General features: G+C 68.6%; 14 protein-coding genes. 9 read left to right on the plus strand and 5 right to left on the minus strand.

What is annotated here, in order from left to right; translation table 11 throughout:
- Positions 1-21: 21 nt before the first annotated feature.
- From GVL12_RS05130 to GVL12_RS05160, 7 genes are all read left to right on the plus strand, one after another.
- Positions 22-1,017 carry a tripartite tricarboxylate transporter substrate binding protein gene (locus GVL12_RS05130; RefSeq protein WP_159911587.1) on the plus strand — a complete coding sequence of 332 codons (996 nt, stop codon included), beginning with the start codon at positions 22-24 and terminating at the stop codon, positions 1,015-1,017.
- A 43-nt stretch (positions 1,018-1,060) separates the two neighbouring features.
- Positions 1,061-2,584, plus strand: coding sequence for a UxaA family hydrolase (locus GVL12_RS05135; protein ID WP_159911588.1), 1,524 nt, complete (start codon positions 1,061-1,063; stop codon positions 2,582-2,584).
- A 37-nt stretch (positions 2,585-2,621) separates the two neighbouring features.
- The gene (locus GVL12_RS05140) at positions 2,622-4,097 is read left to right on the plus strand and encodes an NAD-dependent succinate-semialdehyde dehydrogenase (RefSeq protein ID WP_159911589.1); all 1,476 of its coding nucleotides are present in this window, start codon (positions 2,622-2,624) and stop codon (positions 4,095-4,097) included.
- Positions 4,098-4,263: 166 nt separating this feature from the next.
- Entirely contained in the window at positions 4,264-5,265 is a 1,002-nt protein-coding gene (locus GVL12_RS05145) for a tripartite tricarboxylate transporter substrate binding protein (protein WP_159911590.1), read from the plus strand.
- An 11-nt stretch (positions 5,266-5,276) separates the two neighbouring features.
- Positions 5,277-6,233, plus strand: a complete 957-nt coding sequence (locus GVL12_RS05150; RefSeq protein WP_159911591.1) for a hydroxyacid dehydrogenase — start codon at positions 5,277-5,279, stop codon at positions 6,231-6,233.
- 35 nt (positions 6,234-6,268) lie between these two features.
- On the plus strand, positions 6,269-7,078 hold the full coding sequence (hpaI, locus tag GVL12_RS05155; protein WP_159911592.1) for a 4-hydroxy-2-oxoheptanedioate aldolase: 810 nt from the start codon (positions 6,269-6,271) through the stop codon (positions 7,076-7,078).
- Between the two features lie 2 nt (positions 7,079-7,080).
- Positions 7,081-8,535, plus strand: a complete 1,455-nt coding sequence (locus GVL12_RS05160) for an FAD-binding oxidoreductase (RefSeq protein WP_159911593.1) — start codon at positions 7,081-7,083, stop codon at positions 8,533-8,535.
- A gap of 272 nt (positions 8,536-8,807) precedes the next feature.
- Here the strand turns inward: GVL12_RS05160 and GVL12_RS05165 are convergent, their stop codons facing one another.
- A complete protein-coding gene (locus GVL12_RS05165) occupies positions 8,808-9,740 on the minus strand; it encodes a LysR substrate-binding domain-containing protein (RefSeq protein ID WP_159911594.1) in 933 nt (310 codons plus the stop codon).
- A gap of 9 nt (positions 9,741-9,749) precedes the next feature.
- Complete coding sequence (gene purU, locus GVL12_RS05170; protein WP_159911595.1) at positions 9,750-10,598, minus strand: formyltetrahydrofolate deformylase; 849 nt, start codon at positions 10,596-10,598, stop codon at positions 9,750-9,752.
- Between the two features lie 51 nt (positions 10,599-10,649).
- On the opposite strand from purU, the gene GVL12_RS05175 reads away from it, so the two are divergent.
- Both GVL12_RS05175 and GVL12_RS05180 read left to right on the plus strand, forming a co-directional pair.
- A complete protein-coding gene (locus tag GVL12_RS05175; RefSeq protein ID WP_159911596.1) occupies positions 10,650-12,638 on the plus strand; it encodes a bifunctional diguanylate cyclase/phosphodiesterase in 1,989 nt (662 codons plus the stop codon).
- 23 nt (positions 12,639-12,661) lie between these two features.
- The gene (locus GVL12_RS05180; protein ID WP_159911597.1) at positions 12,662-13,726 is read left to right on the plus strand and encodes an AbrB family transcriptional regulator; all 1,065 of its coding nucleotides are present in this window, start codon (positions 12,662-12,664) and stop codon (positions 13,724-13,726) included.
- A 24-nt stretch (positions 13,727-13,750) separates the two neighbouring features.
- On the opposite strand, the gene GVL12_RS05185 is transcribed toward GVL12_RS05180, so the two are convergent.
- From GVL12_RS05185 to GVL12_RS05195, 3 genes are all read right to left on the minus strand, one after another.
- Positions 13,751-14,098 carry a DUF3567 domain-containing protein gene (locus GVL12_RS05185; protein WP_200843505.1) on the minus strand — a complete coding sequence of 116 codons (348 nt, stop codon included), beginning with the start codon at positions 14,096-14,098 and terminating at the stop codon, positions 13,751-13,753.
- Between the two features lie 112 nt (positions 14,099-14,210).
- Entirely contained in the window at positions 14,211-15,380 is a 1,170-nt protein-coding gene (locus GVL12_RS05190; RefSeq protein WP_159911598.1) for a DUF3108 domain-containing protein, read from the minus strand.
- A gap of 18 nt (positions 15,381-15,398) precedes the next feature.
- Positions 15,399-16,181 (minus strand): IclR family transcriptional regulator, encoded by a 783-nt coding sequence (locus GVL12_RS05195; protein WP_159911599.1) that lies wholly within the window; start codon positions 16,179-16,181, stop codon positions 15,399-15,401.
- Positions 16,182-16,222: the final 41 nt, after the last annotated feature.

Here is a 16,222-nt window from a genome sequence, read left to right on the forward strand (position 1 = left end):
AACAACCATTCGGAGACAACGATGAAGACTTCCCGTTCCCTGGCACGGCGCCAATTCGTGCTCGGCGGCCTGAGCGCCGCTGCCCTGTCCGCAGCGCCCACCCGCGTTCTTGCCTCCGCATACCCCGAGCGCCCGATCACGTTCATCTGTCCCTGGCCCGCGGGCGGCACGGCCGACCGCTCGATGCGCATCATCTGCCAGATCGCGGCGCGTGAGCTGGGTCAGCCTATCGCGCTGGAAAACCGCGCAGGGGCCTCCGGCATGATAGGCACCAAGGCGCTGTCCTCGGCGCGGCCCGACGGCTACACCATAGGCCAGATCCCGATCTCGGTGACGCGCTTCTCGCAACTGGGCACGGTGCAGCTCGACCCGCTCAAGGACTTCACCTATCTCGCGCGCACCTCGGGCCAGACCTTCGGCATTGCCGTGCCCGCGCGTTCTCCCTTCAAGACCCTGGCCGACGTGGTCGCCCGCGCCAAGGCCCAGCCCGGCACCGTGACCTATGCGCACGCCGGCATAGGCGGCGCGACCCATGTGGGCATGGAGCAGTTCGCCCAGGCCGCGGGCGTGCAGTTCAATGCGATTGCCTACAAGGGCGGCTCGGCCGCGTTGCAGGACGTGCTGGGCGAACAGGTCGAACTGCTGGCCGACAGCAGTTCCTGGGCGCCGCATGTCGAAGCCGGCAAGATGCGTCTGCTCGCGACCTGGGGCGAGGCGCGCACGCCGCGTTTCCAGGACACGCCCACGCTCAAGGAGCTCGGCTTCGACGTGGTCGTGGAAGCGCCCAACGGCATAGGCGCGCCCAAGGGCCTGCCGCCCGCGATCGAGAAGCGCCTGCGCGATGCCTTCCGCGCGGCCGTCAACAGCGAGGAATTCCGCAAGGTCGCCGAGAGCATAGACGCGCCGGTCATGTACCAGGACGGCCCCGACTACCAGAAGTACATCCAGACCGTCTACCAGCAGGAGACTGACCTGATTCGCAAGCTCAATCTCAAGGAGCTGATGGCCAGGGGTTGAGTCCCTGTCCGTTGGTTTTTTCCACTTCGCTTGCCGTTTCACCATGAACCACAGTCCCCTGCTTCGCCTGCATCCCAACGACAACGTGCTGGTTGCCAAGACTGCCATTGCCCTGGGCGAGGCGATCGCCGAATTCGGCGTGCGCGCCCGCGCGCAGATTCCCGCGGGCCACAAGATCGCGGCGCGCGCCATTGCCGCCGGCCAGGAGGTGCTCAAGTACGACACCGTGATCGGCGTCGCTTCGCGCGACCTCGAGGCCGGCGACTATGTGCACAGCCACAACCTGACGCTGGTCGACAGCTACCGCGACCCGGGCTTTTGCCAGGACGTGCGCCCCGTGGACTTCGTGCCCGAGGACCAGCGCGCGACCTTCATGGGCTTCGAGCGCGCGGGCGGCGGCGTGGGCACGCGCAACTTCATCGGCATCCTGTCGTCGGTGAACTGCTCGTCCACGGTGATCACGCGCATTGCCGCGCACTTCACGCCCGAGCGCCTGGCGGCGTTTCCCAATGTCGACGGCGTGGTCGCGTTCGCGCAGACCAGCGGCTGCGGCATGTCGTCGCCCAGCGAGCATTTCGACGTGCTGCGGCGCACGCTCGCGGGCTATGCGCGCCATCCGAATCTCGCCGGCGTGCTGATCGTGGGCCTGGGCTGCGAGCGCAACCAGGTCAGCGCGCTGGTCGACTCGCAAGGGCTTGAAGCCGGCCGCCTGATGCGCACCATGGTGATGCAGGAGGTGGGTGGTACGCGCCAGACCATAGAAGCCGGCATACGCGCGATCGAGGAAATGCTGCCCGAGGCCAATGCCGCGCAGCGCACGCGCGTGAGCGCGCAGCACCTCAAGATCGGCCTCGAATGCGGCGGATCGGACGGCTTCTCGGCGATCACCGCGAATCCCGCGCTGGGCGCGGCCATGGACATCCTGGTGCGCCACGGCGGCACGGCCATCCTGTCCGAGACGCCGGAAATCCACGGCGTGGAGTTCATGCTCACGCGCCGCGCGATCACGCCCGAAGTCGGGCAAAAGCTGCTCGACCGCCTGGCCTGGTGGGAGCGCTACGCGGCCGGCCAGAACGCGCAGTTCAACGGTGTCGTAGGCCACGGCAACCAGGCCGGCGGCCTGGCCAATATCTTCGAGAAGTCGCTGGGCTCGGCCATGAAGGGCGGCACCACGCCGCTGCGCGCGGTCTACGAATATGCCGAGCCGATCACCGAGCCGGGCTTCGTGTTCATGGACTCGCCGGGCTACGACCCGGTCGCGGCCACCGGCCAGATCGCCAGCGGCGCGCAGCTGATCTGCTTTACCACCGGGCGCGGCTCGATGTTCGGCAGCAAGCCCGCGCCGACGATCAAGCTCGCGAGCAACACGCCCATGTTTCTCCGCCTGGAGGAAGACATGGACATCAATTGCGGCGTGGTGATCGACGGCGAGCTGTCCGTGCCCGAACTGGGCCAGCGCATTTTCGCGCAGATCCTCCGGCACGCTTCGGGCGAGCCCACCAAGAGCGAACTGCTGGGCCTGGGCGACAACGAGTTCGTGCCCTGGCATCTGGGCATCGTGAGCTGATGGCCGGACCCTTCCACCCCTATTTTCCAGACCCGCCATGCCTCTGACCCTTTCACGCCCCGATTTGCAACGCACGGCCAACTTCATCGCCGGCCAATGGCTTGCGCCCGAGCCCGGCCGCAGCTTCGATGTGACCGACCCGGCGACCGGCGCCGTGATCGCCGCCGTGCCCGACTCCAACGCCGCCGACGCGCGCGCCGCCGTGGATGCCGCGCATGCGGCCTTTCCCGCCTGGCGCCGGGCGCCGGCCAAGCAGCGCGCGCAGATTCTCAAGCGCTGGAACGATCTGGTGCTGGCCCACCAGGAAGACCTGGGCCGGCTGATCTCGCGCGAGCAGGGCAAGCCCCTGGCCGAAGGCCGGGGCGAGGTCGCCTATGCGGCCAGCTACATCGAATGGTTTGCCGAGGAGGCCACGCGCGCCAACGGCGAAGTGATTCCCGCGCCTGTGCCCGGGCGGCGCATGTTCGCGCTGCGCGAGCCCGTTGGCGTGGTCGCGGCGATCACGCCCTGGAACTTCCCCGCGGCAATGATCGCGCGCAAGATCGCGCCCGCGCTGGCAGCGGGCTGCACCGTGGTCTGCAAGCCCGCCGAGGACACGCCGCTGACCTCGCTGGCGCTGGTCGCGCTGGCGCACGAAGCGGGCGTGCCGCCGGGCGTGCTCAACATCGTCAGCGCCTCGCGCGAACGCACGCCCGAAGTGGTCGATGTGTGGCTGGCCGACGCGCGCGTGCGCAAGATCACGTTCACCGGCTCCACGCCCGTGGGCAAGCACCTCGCGCGGCGCTCGGCCGACACGCTCAAGAAGCTGTCGCTGGAACTCGGCGGCAATGCGCCGTTCATCGTGTTCGAGGACGCCGACCTCGAAGCCGCCGTCGAAGGCCTGATGGCGGCCAAGTTCCGCAACGGTGGCCAGACCTGCGTGTGCCCCAACCGCGTGTTCGTGCATGCGTCGGTGCATGACCGCTTTGCCGCACTGCTGGTGGCGCGCGTCGCCGCGCTGAAAGTCGGCCCGGCCACCGATCCGGCTTCGCAGATCGGCCCGATGATCAACGACCGCGCGGTCGAGAAGATCGAGCGCCATGTGCAGGACGCGGTGGCGCGCGGCGCGCGCGTGCTGACCGGCGGCGTGCGCCTCACGGCGCTGGGCGCCAACTACTTTGCGCCCACGGTGCTGGCCGACGCCGATGCAAGCATGGCCTGCGCCTGCGAAGAGACGTTCGGGCCGGTCGCGCCGCTGACGCGCTTCAGCGACGAGGCCGAAGTCATTGCCGCGGCCAACGACACGCCGTTCGGCCTGGCCGCCTATTTCTATTCGCGCGATGCGCGCCGCATCTGGCGCGTGGCCGATGCGCTGGAGACCGGCATTGTCGGCATCAACGAAGGCGCGCTGGCCGCCGAGGCTGCTCCTTTTGGTGGCGTGAAGGATTCGGGCTATGGCCGTGAAGGCTCGGTGCACGGGCTCGATGACTACCTGCACACCAAGTACGTCTGCCAGGGAGGGCTGGACGCCTGAGCCGGCGGCCGCAGCGATACGGCCCGCCCGCCCCTGCCTGACGTAACGAGCAAGCCAAGACCACAGCACCGAGATCCAACGCAGAGCCCGCAGCATGGAGCGGGGCTCTGCGCACCCGGGGAACCGCCCCATGCCGCAAGAGCAATCACAACAGGAGACAAGCACCATGAATTCTTCCACCTCTTCCCGACTGAGCCGCCGTGGCCTGCTGCTGTGCGCCGCAGCCCTGGCCTGCCCGCTGGGCGTGCCGCTGGCCCACGCCGAAAGCGCCTACCCCGCCAAGCCGGTCACTCTGCTCGTGCCCTACCCCGCCGGAGGCGCCAACGACGCGGTGGCGCGGCTCATCGGCCTGAAGATGGGCGAGAACCTCAAGCAGCCCGTGGTCATCGACAACCGGCCCGGCGCGGGCACAACCATAGGCACGGCGTTGGCAGCCAAGGCACAGGCCGACGGCTATACCCTGGTGCTGGGCTCGCTGGCCAGCCATGCCGTCAGCCCGCATCTGTACGCCCGCCCCGGCTACGACGCGGTGGCCGACTTCGCGCCCATCGGCATGATCGGCGTGGTCCCCCTGGTCCTGGTCGTGGCCCAGGACTCGCCCTACACCGACCTGAAGTCCCTGGTGGAGGCGGCGCGCAAGCAGCCGGGCCACCTCAACTACGGCTCCTCCGGCAACGGATCGCCCCTGCACCTGGGCGCCGAGCTGTTCAAGCAGCGCGCCCAGCTGCAGATCAACCATGTGCCTTACAAGGGCGGCAACGCCCACACCATGGACCTGATGGGCGGGCGGCTGGACATGATCATGGACACCTTGACCAGCGCCTCGCCGCTGCTCAAGAGCGGCAAGGTGCGCGCCCTGGCCGTGGCTTCGGCATCACGTCTGCCCGAGCTGCAGAATGTGCCCACCTTCGCCGAGGCCGGCTATCCGGGCTTCGAGGTCAACGCCTGGTATGCGCTGTACGCCCCGGCCAAGACCGGCAAGGAAGTGCTGACGCGCCTGAACGCCTCGCTCACCCAGGTGCTCAAGCTGCCTGACGTCCAGGAGAAATTCGCCCTGCTCGGCGTGCGCACCCGGGCCGGCTCGCCCCAGGAGCTGGCCAGCTTCACCACGGACGAATGGAGCCGCTACGGCAAGGTGATCCAATCGGCAGGCATCCGCATCGACTGAGCTTTGCACCCATGTCCCCACACTTCCACGTTCTCGTCACCGCGCCGCACTGGGCCGAGCCCGCGCAACGCATCATTGAGCAGGCCGGTGGCCAGTTGCATTTTCTGCCCGGCAGCCTCACCGAAGACGCGCTGGCCGCACGCCTGGCCGAGACCGGCGCGCAGGCCATCGTGCTGCGCGGCTCCCCTCCCATCACCGACCGTGTGCTGACAGCGTCGCCGCAGCTGCGCATCGTGGCCAAGAACGGCGCCGGCGTGGACAGCGTGGACCTGGAGGCGGCGCGCGCACACGGCATTGCCGTGGCCGTGGCACCCGGCGCCAATGCCGGCGCAGTGGCCGAGCATGCCGTGGCCCTGATGCTGGCGCTCACGCGCCAACTGCCGCAGCTGGACCGCATGGTGCGCGCCGGCGAATGGGCCGGCAGCACCTGGCAGGGCCGCGACTTCCGCGGCGCCACGGTGGGCATCATCGGTTACGGCAGCATTGGCCGCGCGACCGCGCAGCTGGCCAGTGCCCTGGGCGCCCGGGTGCTGGTGCTGCGGCCCCAGGGCCAGGCCGACGGCTTTGCCACCGAGGCCGAGCTGCACCGCCTGCTGCCCCAACTCGACATCCTGAGCCTGCACTGCCCGCTGACCGAGCGCAGCCGGGGTCTGATCGGCGCACGCGAGCTGGCCCTGCTTCCACGCGGCAGCCTGCTCATCAACACCGCGCGCGGTCCCGTCGTGGACGAGGCCGCACTCATCGAGGCATTGCGCAGCGGCCAGCTCGGCGGCGCCGGGCTGGACACCTTCGATACCGAGCCCCTGCCCGCCGACCATCCACTGGCAGCACTGGCCCAGGTGCTGCTCACCCCCCATGTGGCGGGCGTGACGCGCGATGCAGCCCTGCAGGTCGCCACCATGACCGCGCACAACATCGTGGACCATCTGGCCCACACCACACTGCCCGCCCTCCACCGGGTTGCCTGAGACGCTTTTGCGCCCGAACTCCACCAACCGATCACATGCCCGCAAAAAACCTCTTCAAGGCCGCACTGGCCGCTCAGCAGCCCCAGGTCGGCCTCTGGCTTTCCATGGCGGATCCCTACATGGCCGAAGTCAGCGCCAGCACAGGCTTCGACTGGCTGCTGATCGATGGCGAACACGCGCCCAACGACCTGAAGTCGACGCTGGGCGCGCTGCAGGCCGTCGCGCCGCACCGGGCCCACCCAGTGGTGCGCGCGGTGCAGGGCGATACGGCGCTGATCAAGCAACTGCTGGACATAGGCGCGACGACGCTGCTCGTGCCCATGGTCGATACCGCCGAGCAGGCGCGCGCCCTGGTCTCGGCCACGCGCTATCCGCCGCTGGGCATTCGCGGAGTCGGCAGTGCCGTGGGCCGTGCCTCGCAGTGGAGCGCGCGTGCCGACTATCTCGACGTCGCCGATGACGAAGTCTGCCTGCTGGTGCAGGCCGAGACCGTGGCGGCGCTGGACAATCTCGAAGAAATCTGCGCGGTCGATGGCGTGCATGGCGTGTTCATAGGCCCGGCCGATCTTGCCGCGTCCATGGGCTTTCGCGGCCGGCCTGGCCACCCCGAAGTGCAGGCCGCGATAGAAAACGCGATGCGCACCATCATTGCTTGCGGCAAGGCCGCCGGTACACTCACTTCCGACCCGGCGCTGGCCCGCCGCTATCTCGATCTCGGCTGCACGTTTGTTGCGGTCGGTGTCGACGTGCTGCTCTACGCCAAGGCGGCGCGCAGCCTCGCGGGCGATTTCCTGGGCAGCCCGGCCGAAACACCGGCGGCAGCCGACACACGCGGAGCGTATTGAAAATGTCCCCCATTAGCCCAACTCCCTACGCACTGGTGCTCGAAGGCCTGCGCGCCATCGTCGGCGAGAAAGCCTGCATTGAAGTCGCCAGCGACATGCAGCCGTTCACCACCGACTACCGCAAGCTCTACCACGGCAAGGCGCTGGCCGTGGTGCTGCCTGCCAACACGCAGCAGGTCAGCGAAGTGCTGGCGCTGTGCTTCCAGCACAACGTGCCGGTGGTGCCGCAAGGCGGCAATACCTCGCTGATGGGCGGGGCCGTGCCCGACGCCGCGGGCGATGCCGTGGTGCTCAACCTGCGGCGCATGAACCAGGTGCAGGAAATCGACACCGTCAACGACACCATGACGCTGCAGGCCGGCGTGACGCTGCAGGCCGCGCGTGCCGCGGCCGAGGACGCCGGGCGCCTGTTTCCGCTGCGCATAGGCTCCGAAGGCTCGTGCCAGATCGGCGGCAATCTCTCGACGAATGCCGGCGGCACGGCCGTGCTGCGCTACGGCAACATGCGCGACCTGACGCTGGGCATAGAAGCCGTGCTGCCCGATGGCCGCATCTACTCGTCGCTGCGTGGCCTGCGCAAGGACAACACCGGCTACGACCTCAAGCAGCTGTTCATAGGCTCCGAAGGCACGCTGGGCATCATCACCGCCGCCGTGCTCAAGCTGATGCCGCTGCCCAGCGCCAGCGCCGTGGCCTGGATTGCCGTGAAGGACCCGCATGCGGCCGTGGAACTGCTGACCGAAGCCAAGCGCGCGGCCGGCCAGGCCGTGACGGCCTTCGAGCTGATCTCGGGTCCGGCGCTGGCGCTGGTGCTCGAATCCATGCCGCAATTCAATGCGCCGCTGCCCGGCGCGCACGACTGGATGGTGCTGATCGAGCTGACCTCGGGCGGCGACTCGCAAGGCCTGGACGCGATGCTGATGTCCATTCTCGAGCAGGGCATGGAGCGCGGCCTGGTGACCGACGCGGCCATTGCCGCGAGCATTGCCGACGCGCGCGCGTTCTGGCAACTGCGCGAAGAGATCTCGGATGCCCAGACGCGCGAAGGCGGCAGCATCAAGTGCGACATCTCCATTCCGCTGTCGAAGATCGCCGACTTCATCGCCGACGCATCGGCCCAGGTGCTGGCGCTCGCGCCCGATGCACGCATGGTGATCTACGGCCACATGGGCGACGGCAACGTGCACTTCAACCCCTTGCGACCCAAGGGCGCGCCCGCGGCGGCGTTCCTCGCCGAAAACTACGCACGCGTCTCGCATGCGGTCGACGGCCTCGCGACGCGGCAAAACGGTTCGATCTCGGCCGAGCACGGCATTGGCGTGGCCAAGCGCGACGACCTGGTTCAGTGCAAGTCGCCGGTGGAGCTGGAACTGATGTGGCAGATCAAGCGCGCGCTCGATCCGCGCAATCTGCTCAATCCGGGGAAGGTGTTGCCGGCGTCGGAGGGCGGGGCGTAACGCGGCACAGATGGCTTGCGGAAGTCTGCTGAGGGCGTGCGGTTTGATTTGGCGTGACGCTTACTCTCCCGTTCGTCCTGAGCTTGTCGAAGGATGAACGCACGGCGTCCAGTCTTGGCGCAATCTGTTTTGCGGCGCAGTCACGGGCTTGCCGCAACGCCCTGAAACGCCCTTCGACGGGCCCGCCCAGGGAGGCTCAGGGCGAACGGTATTTATGTGCGTGAAGCTGTTCCCGTCAGCTCAGGGCGAACGGTGTTTATTTGCGTGAAGCTTCAGGAAACCGCCTGGCTCAACCATTGCGCAAAAGCCGCACATTCCCATCTATCCATGGTCCCCGTATGCCAGCACAGGTAATGCGCATGCGGGCTGGCCACGTCAAGCGGGAACAGCCGCACCAGCGTGCCGTTGTCCAGCCAGGGCGCGCCCAGCTTGAGGCGCACGGGGGCAATGCCCATGCCTGCGGCCGCGGCGTCGCACAGCAGGCCGATGTCGTGGAACTGCGAGCCTTCCACGGGTTCGGGCCAGGCCAGGCCCGCGGCGTCGAACCAGCCGCGCCAGGGCTCGAGCGGGCTGCGCAGCAGCGGCAGGCCTTCGAGGTCGGCGGGCTGCTCGAACGGGCCGTGGGCGCGCACGAACGCGGGCGAGGCCAGCGGCGTCATCACGTCGCGCGCGATTTCCACATGTTCCATGTCGGCGTAATGGCCCGGGCCGAAGCGCACGATCAGGTCGGCGTTTTCAGCGACCACGTCGAGCAGCGGAATGCTCACATGCAGTTCCAGGTCGATTTCGGGATAGGCGTCGGTGAACTGGCTCAGCCGTGGAATCAGCATGCAGCGCGCAAACGTCGGCGTGACCGCGAGCTTGAGGCGCCGGCGCCCCGGCACGGCCGAGCTGCCGGGAAAGCGCTGCAGCGCGCCCAGCCCCTCACGCACATGCGACAGATAGGCGCTGCCTTCGCTGGTCAGCGAAAAATCGGCGCGCCCGAACAGCCGGCTGCCGAGCATCTGCTCGAGCTGGCGCACGCGGTGGCTCACGGCGCTGGGCGTCACGCACAGCTCCTCGGCGGTCTGCGTCACGCTGCGCAGCCGGGCGAGCGCCTCGAACGTCAGCAGGCACTGGATGGGCGGAATGCGCCGCGCGGCAGTGGCCGCCACCGCTTTCGGCGCAGCCGGGCTGGCGGGAGGCGTGGGGGCTGCGGGCGGCATGGGGCGAGATCAGCGGAAGACGACGGTCTTGTGGCCGTTGAGGATCACGCGGCGTTCGCTGTGCCACTTGACGGCGCGTGCCAGCACCTGGCTTTCGGTGTCGCGGCCGCGGGCCGTGAGGTCTTCGACGGTGTCGGTGTGGTCGGCGCGGGCCACGTCCTGCTCGATGATCGGGCCTTCGTCGAGGTCGGCCGTGACGTAGTGGGCCGTGGCGCCGATCAGCTTCACGCCGCGGTCATGCGCCTGGTAGTAGGGCTTGGCGCCCTTGAAGCTGGGCAGGAAGCTGTGGTGGATGTTGATGGCCCGGCCCGCGAGCTTGGTGCACAGATCGTTCGAAAGCACCTGCATGTAGCGCGCCAACACCACGAGTTCGGCGCCTTCTGCCTCGATAATCTCGAACTGCCGCGCTTCGGCCTGGGCCTTGGTGGCCGCCGTGACGGGAATATGGTGGAAAGGCACGTTGTAGCTGGCCGCGAGCTGGTAGAAGTCGCGGTGGTTGCTGATGATGGCCCGGATGTCGATCGGCAGCAGGCCGGACTTCCAGCGGAACAGCAGATCGTTGAGGCAATGGCCTTCCTTGCTGACGAGCAGCACGGTCTTCATGTTCTCGGACTGGGAATGCAGGCTCCAGCGCATCTCGAAGCGCGCCGCGAGTTCGGCCAGCGCCGTCTTGAGCGTCGCCGCGTCGGTGTCGGTGCAGACGAACTGCACGCGCATGAAGAACAGGCCGGTGGCGCTGTCGTTGAACTGTGCGGCTTCTTCGATGTTGCCGCCCTGTTCGAGCAGGAAGCCGGAAACAGCGTGCACCAGCCCGCGACGGTCGGGGCAGGATAGGGTAAGAATATAGGCTTGGGTCATAGCCTTGCGATTGTCGCAGCAAGGGCCGTTGATTGTGGATTGAGGAAATACATGCAAAAAGAGGGCGCAGCCCAGCCGGTCTGGCCATACTGGATTCTGGCGCTGTACACGCTGACCGCGCTGCTGTGGCTCGCGGGCAGTGAGCGATTGCTGACGCAATGGACCCAGGATGCGTCGCAGGTCGCACGCTGGAAGGACTGGCAGGGCTATGTCTCCATCTTCCTGAATGCGCTGATGGCCGGCTGGCTGCTGCAGCGTCTGCTGCGCGCCGAGGCGGTGCGCCGCGCCGCGCTCGAGCGCAGCGCCAGGCTGCAGCGCGAGCAGGAAGAGCGCCAGCGCCTCGCGGCGACGGTGGTCGACAACACCATCGAAGGCGTGGTCGTGACCGATGCGAACAGCACCATCTTGTCGGTCAACGCGGCCTTCACGCGCCTGCTGGGCTTTACCGAAGAGGAAATGCTGGGCCAGACACCGCGCATGTTCAAGTCGGGCCTGCACGGCCAGGCGTTCTACGAAGCCATGTGGGACAGCATGCGCCGCACCGGCCACTGGCAGGGCGAGATCTGGAACCGGCGCAAGAATGGCGAAGTGTTTCCCGAGCGCATGTCGCTGAGCGCGGTGCATGACGACCATGGCCGCGTCACGCATTACGTCTGCATGTTCACCGACATTTCCGCGGAAAAGGCCCAGCAAAAGCGCCTCGAGTACCTCTCGCGCAAGGACCCGCTGACCGGGCTGGACAACCGCGCGTGGTTCGGCAGCCGGCTTGAAAAGGCCTTGGAGACGGCCGGGACCAAGGCCGGCCAGCTCGCGGTCATGCTGATCAACATCAGCCGCCTGCGCGATTTCAACGACAGCTACGGCCACGCCGTCGGCGACCAGGTGCTGTGCCATGTCGCGGCGCGCGTGCAGGCGGTGCTGCGGCCCGGGGACCTGATAGGGCGCATGGCCGGCGACGAGATTGCCGTTGCCGCGCTCGACCTGAGCAGCGAAATCGACGCCGCGCAGCTCGCCCAGCGGCTGATCGCGGCGGCCGCGCAACCCTGGCATACGCCCGACGGCATGGAAGTGATCACCGGCGTGAGCATAGGCATGTGCCTTTATCCACAGCATGCGGGCACGGCCGAAGGCCTGCTGCAGGGCGCGCATTCGGCGGTGCATGTCGCCAAGCAGCACAGCGGCGCCGATGCCTGGTGCTTTTTCCAGGAAGACATGACCCAGGCCGCGCGCGAGCGCCTGGAGCTCGAGGCACGGCTGCGCCAGGCGCTTGCCGACGGCCACCTGCGGCTGTACTACCAGCCGCAGATCGATATCGCGACCGGCCGCCTCACGGGCGCCGAGGCGCTGCTGCGCTGGCTCGATCCGGTCGAAGGCCTGATTTCCCCGGCGCGCTTCATTCCCGTGGCCGAAAGCTCGGGCGTGATCGGCCCCGTGGGCGAGTGGGTGATACGCGAAGCCTGTGCCCAGGGCCAGCGCTGGCGCGCGCTGGAGCTGCCCGATATCACGCTGGCGGTGAATGTGTCGCCGCACCAGTTCATGCTCACCGACATCGTTGGTAGCACGCAGGCGGCGCTGGCCGATGCGGGCTTTCCGGCCGCGCAGCTCGAGCTCGAGATCACCGAAAGCGCGCTGGCCCAGCAGCCCGAAGAGGCCTTGCAGGTGTTGCGCCGGCTGCGCCAGCTGGGCCTGCGGCTGGCGATCGATGATTTCGGCACCGGCTATTCCTCGCTGGCCCACCTCAAGCGTTTTCCCATCGATGTGCTCAAGATCGACCAGGGCTTCATACGCGACATCCCGCAAAGCGCCGACGACATGGCGATCAGCGCGGCCGTGATCGCCATGGGCCACAGCATGGGCCTGGCGGTGCTGGCCGAAGGCGTGGAAACCGCCGAGCAGCTCGATTTCCTGCGCGCGCGCGGCTGTGACCAGTTCCAGGGCTATCTGTGCAGCCGGCCGTTGCCCGCCGACGCGTTCGAGGCGCTGCTGCGCCGCAGCAGCCAAGGACCGCTGGTGGCCATGCCGCCTGCGGGCCGGGCATGAGCGGCGGCCCGGCCGCGGTGCGCATGAATTTTGCCTTGCGCGTGCTGCTGACCGGAGCCGGTGCCTGGGCCGCGGCCCAATTGTGTCTCTGGTGGCATACGCCCTTGCCGTGGATGCTGGGGCCCCTGATTGCGACCTCGCTGGCGTCAATGGGCGGCGCGCCGACCGCGAGCTGGGGCGTGGCGCGCAACGCCGCGCAGTGGACCATAGGCGCGGCGCTCGGGCTTTATTTCACGCCCGCCGTGACCGCGCTCGTGGCCAGCATGTGGTGGGTCATCCTGCTGGGCATTGTCTGGGCGCTGTGGCTGGGCTGGCTGTTCAGCGTCTGGCTCTACCGCGTGCACGCGCCGCGCATGCCCGAGGTGCCCGCGCAGCAGTTGCGCGCGACCTGCTATTTCGCGGGTGCGATCGGCGCGGCGTCGGAGATGACGCTGCTGTCCGAGCGCGAGAACGCGCGCACCGAACTGGTCGCCTCCAGCCACAGCCTGCGGCTGGTGATCGTCACGGTGCTGATTCCGTTTGCGCTGCAGTGGACCGGTCTGCACGGCTCGGGTGAATGGGGGGCGGTGCGCGTGGTGCATGCGCCGGGCCTGGCGCTGCTGGTGCTGTGCACGGGCCTGGGCGCCTGGCTGATGCTGCGCCTCAAGCGCGCCAATCCCTGGTTTCTGGGCGCACTGCTCGCGTCCATGGGCTTGGCGATGTCGGGACTCGACCTGTCGGCCGTGCCCCAGTGGATGATGAATGCGGCCCAGATGCTGATCGGCGTGAGCCTGGGCGTGCGCTTCAGACGCGACTTCCTGCGCACCGCGCCGCTGTGGCTGGGAACGGTGGCGCTGGGCAGCCTGGGGCTGATGGCGCTGTGCGCGGTCTTCGCGGCCGCCGTGGCCTGGGCCACGGGGCTGCCCTGGGTGACCATGGTGCTGGCCACGGCGCCCGGCGGCATCGCCGAAATGGCGATCACCGCCAAGGTGCTGCAACTGGGCGTTCCCGTCGTGACGGCGCTGCAGGTCTGCCGGCTGATGGCCGTGCTGCTGGTGGTCGAGCCGCTGTACCGGCGGCTTTACAAGTCGGCGGGACAGGCGGCGTAAAGCCGCCTATCCTGAGCCGTATGCTCAGTGCACCAATACCGGGTTCTGCGCCAGCCCGGCATAGCTGTCCAGCGTGCTTTCCACTTCTTCCTGGGTGGGCGTCTGCTGTTGCCAGCCGAGAATGATCTTCTGGAACATTTCGGCCCAGGAACCGTCGAGGTAGACCTCTTTGCCCGAACGCTTGTCGACGATTTCGAAACCGTGGCGTGGCATCTGCATCTGTGCGTGGTGAAGCTCTTGCGCGGGGGCGGATTCGCCCTCGGCCATGGCCGGCAGGTCGGGCCGGATATGGAGCACCGCAAAAGTGTCAGAGTCGTATAGCGTTTGCATGGTGATCCCCCCCTGTTGCAAAGTCTTGCCGTTGACAGTCATATGGCTGCCAGGCAGCAGACTTCAAGAGCCGCCGGCGGGGTCGCCGGCAAAAGGCCCTTGGCACCAGTATTCCACGGATTCGATCTCCGTGCGGCGCGCGGCGTTTCGCCCGTCAGGGCGCCGCGTGCGACTGCAGGCGCAGGTCGGCGAAGTCGCCGTTGGCCTGGGTCAGCCGTATGCGCGCCGGCAGGTAGTCGAGCGACGGCGCGAGCCACAGCGTTGCCTGCTGGTCGCCGGCGCGGCGCGGCAGGCGCTCGAGCCGCAGCGCCGCCACGGCGCCCAGCGGCAGCTCCAGCGTTTCGCTGTCGTGCACGCGGAAGGTCCAGCGCTCGGCGTCGTTGCTGCCTACGGTGGTGAACGTGATTTCGCTGCCCGCGGGATAGCGCCCGGGCGCGGCGGCGAGCAGGGCCGACAGCTGCAGGAACACGCTGAGCCGATCCTGCGCGCCTGCGCCTATGGGCGCGGGCGGGGCCGCGGGCGTGAAGCGCGCCTGTTCGGCCGCAAAGTCGAAGTCCGCGCTTTTCTCGCTGCGGCCCTGGTCGCTGAAGCGCTGCGGCACCAGGCCCGCGGCCGTGACCTGGCCGCTGCTGGTCTGCGAACGCGAGCCGATCAGAAAGGCCTTGATCTGCTGGCGCACCTGGTAGCTGTGGCCGTCGTGCTGCCACAGCAGCTCGGCGCTTGCCCGGTACTCGAAGCGCTTGGCCTGGCCCGTGACGTCGAATGACAGCCGCGTGGGTGGGGGCAGTTGCACCGGCAGCGCGCCGTCCGCCGGCAGCGGCTGTCCGCCGGGCGCGGCGATCTGCACGCCCTGCAGGGTTTCGGGCCGGGGAGGCGGCGGCGGCTCGGCGGGTGGCGGCGCTTCGGCAGGGGCAGGCGGTTCAGGCGGCGGTTCTGGCGGCGGCTCTGGCGCCGCCGTGGGAATCGCTTCTTGCGCAGGGGCTGGGGCCGGCGCTTCCTCTGGCGCGTCGGCCGGGAGATCGTCGGGAATTTCCGCCGGAATTTCTACGGGCGCGGGCATGGCGCGCACCGGGGCCGGGCGGGGCCTGGCCTGCGGCCGGGGCGCGGGCGCGGGTGCAGGCGCCGCGGCCACAGGCGCCGGCTTGGCTGCGGGGGGTGGGGTAGGCGCGGGCGGCGCGATGCTGCGCGTCGTGAACGCGGGCTCGGTGTGCGCCGGGTCCGGCGCTTGGGGCGCGCTCGACCTTGTCGGCAACTGCCACAGCAGCCAGACGTGCGCGGCGAGCACGGCGGCGGTCAGGGGCAGCAGCAGTACCGGCGTTCGCATGGCGGGCGCCCGCAGGCCTCAGTGGCCGGCGTGGCCGAGGTCGGCGGAAAGCTGCTGGGCGGTGGCGCGCAGCGCGGTGTCGATCGCGCCCTCGTAGGCCGGGTCGAAGGTCGCGACCGAGCCCAGCGTGGTGATGCCCATCACGATATGGCCCGACGAGTCGAACACCGGCGTGCAGAAGGCGACGATGCCCGGCAGCAGCGTGTCGACCACGCGCGCCGTTCCATGCGCGCGCACTTCGGCGAGCATGGCGCGCACGCCGTCGGGCGTGAGCGGCAGGTCGCTGCGGCCGATCTGGCGCGCGCGCTGCATCTCGGCGTCGAGCATGCGCTGCGTGGTTTCACTCGGCAGGTAGGCGGCGAAGCAGCGGCCCGTGGCCGACGACAGCAGCGGCATCACATCGCCCAGGCGCAGGTTGGCCGTGACCGACTGCGCCGATTCCTCCCAATGCACGATGGTCGGGCCGTGGTTGCCCCAGACGGCCAGCGCGACCGTGTGCTGCAGCGCCTCGAGCAGCGCCGGCATGCGCTCGCGCGCCAGGCGCACGGGGTCGAGCCGGGTCAGCGCGGCCAGGCCCAGCTTGAGGCTGGCCGGCCCGAGGTCATAGCGCGAAGTGCGGCTGTCCTGCGTCACCAGCCCCAGGCGCTGGAAGCTCACCAAATAGCGGTGCGCCTTCGCGGCGCTCATCCCGGCCGAGGCCGCGACTTCCTTGAGCATCAGCGGCGCGCGCGCGCGCGCCAGGCCTTCCAGCAACGCAAAACCGACCTCGACGGACTGTATGCCTGCACGTTCCTTTTCCATATGCACTAAAATCCACTTGTTTTGTTTAGGTAAACTCATTT

The sequence above is a fragment of the Pantoea sp. 18069 genome, from assembly GCF_902706035.1.
Lineage (GTDB): Bacteria > Pseudomonadota > Gammaproteobacteria > Burkholderiales > Burkholderiaceae_C > Comamonas.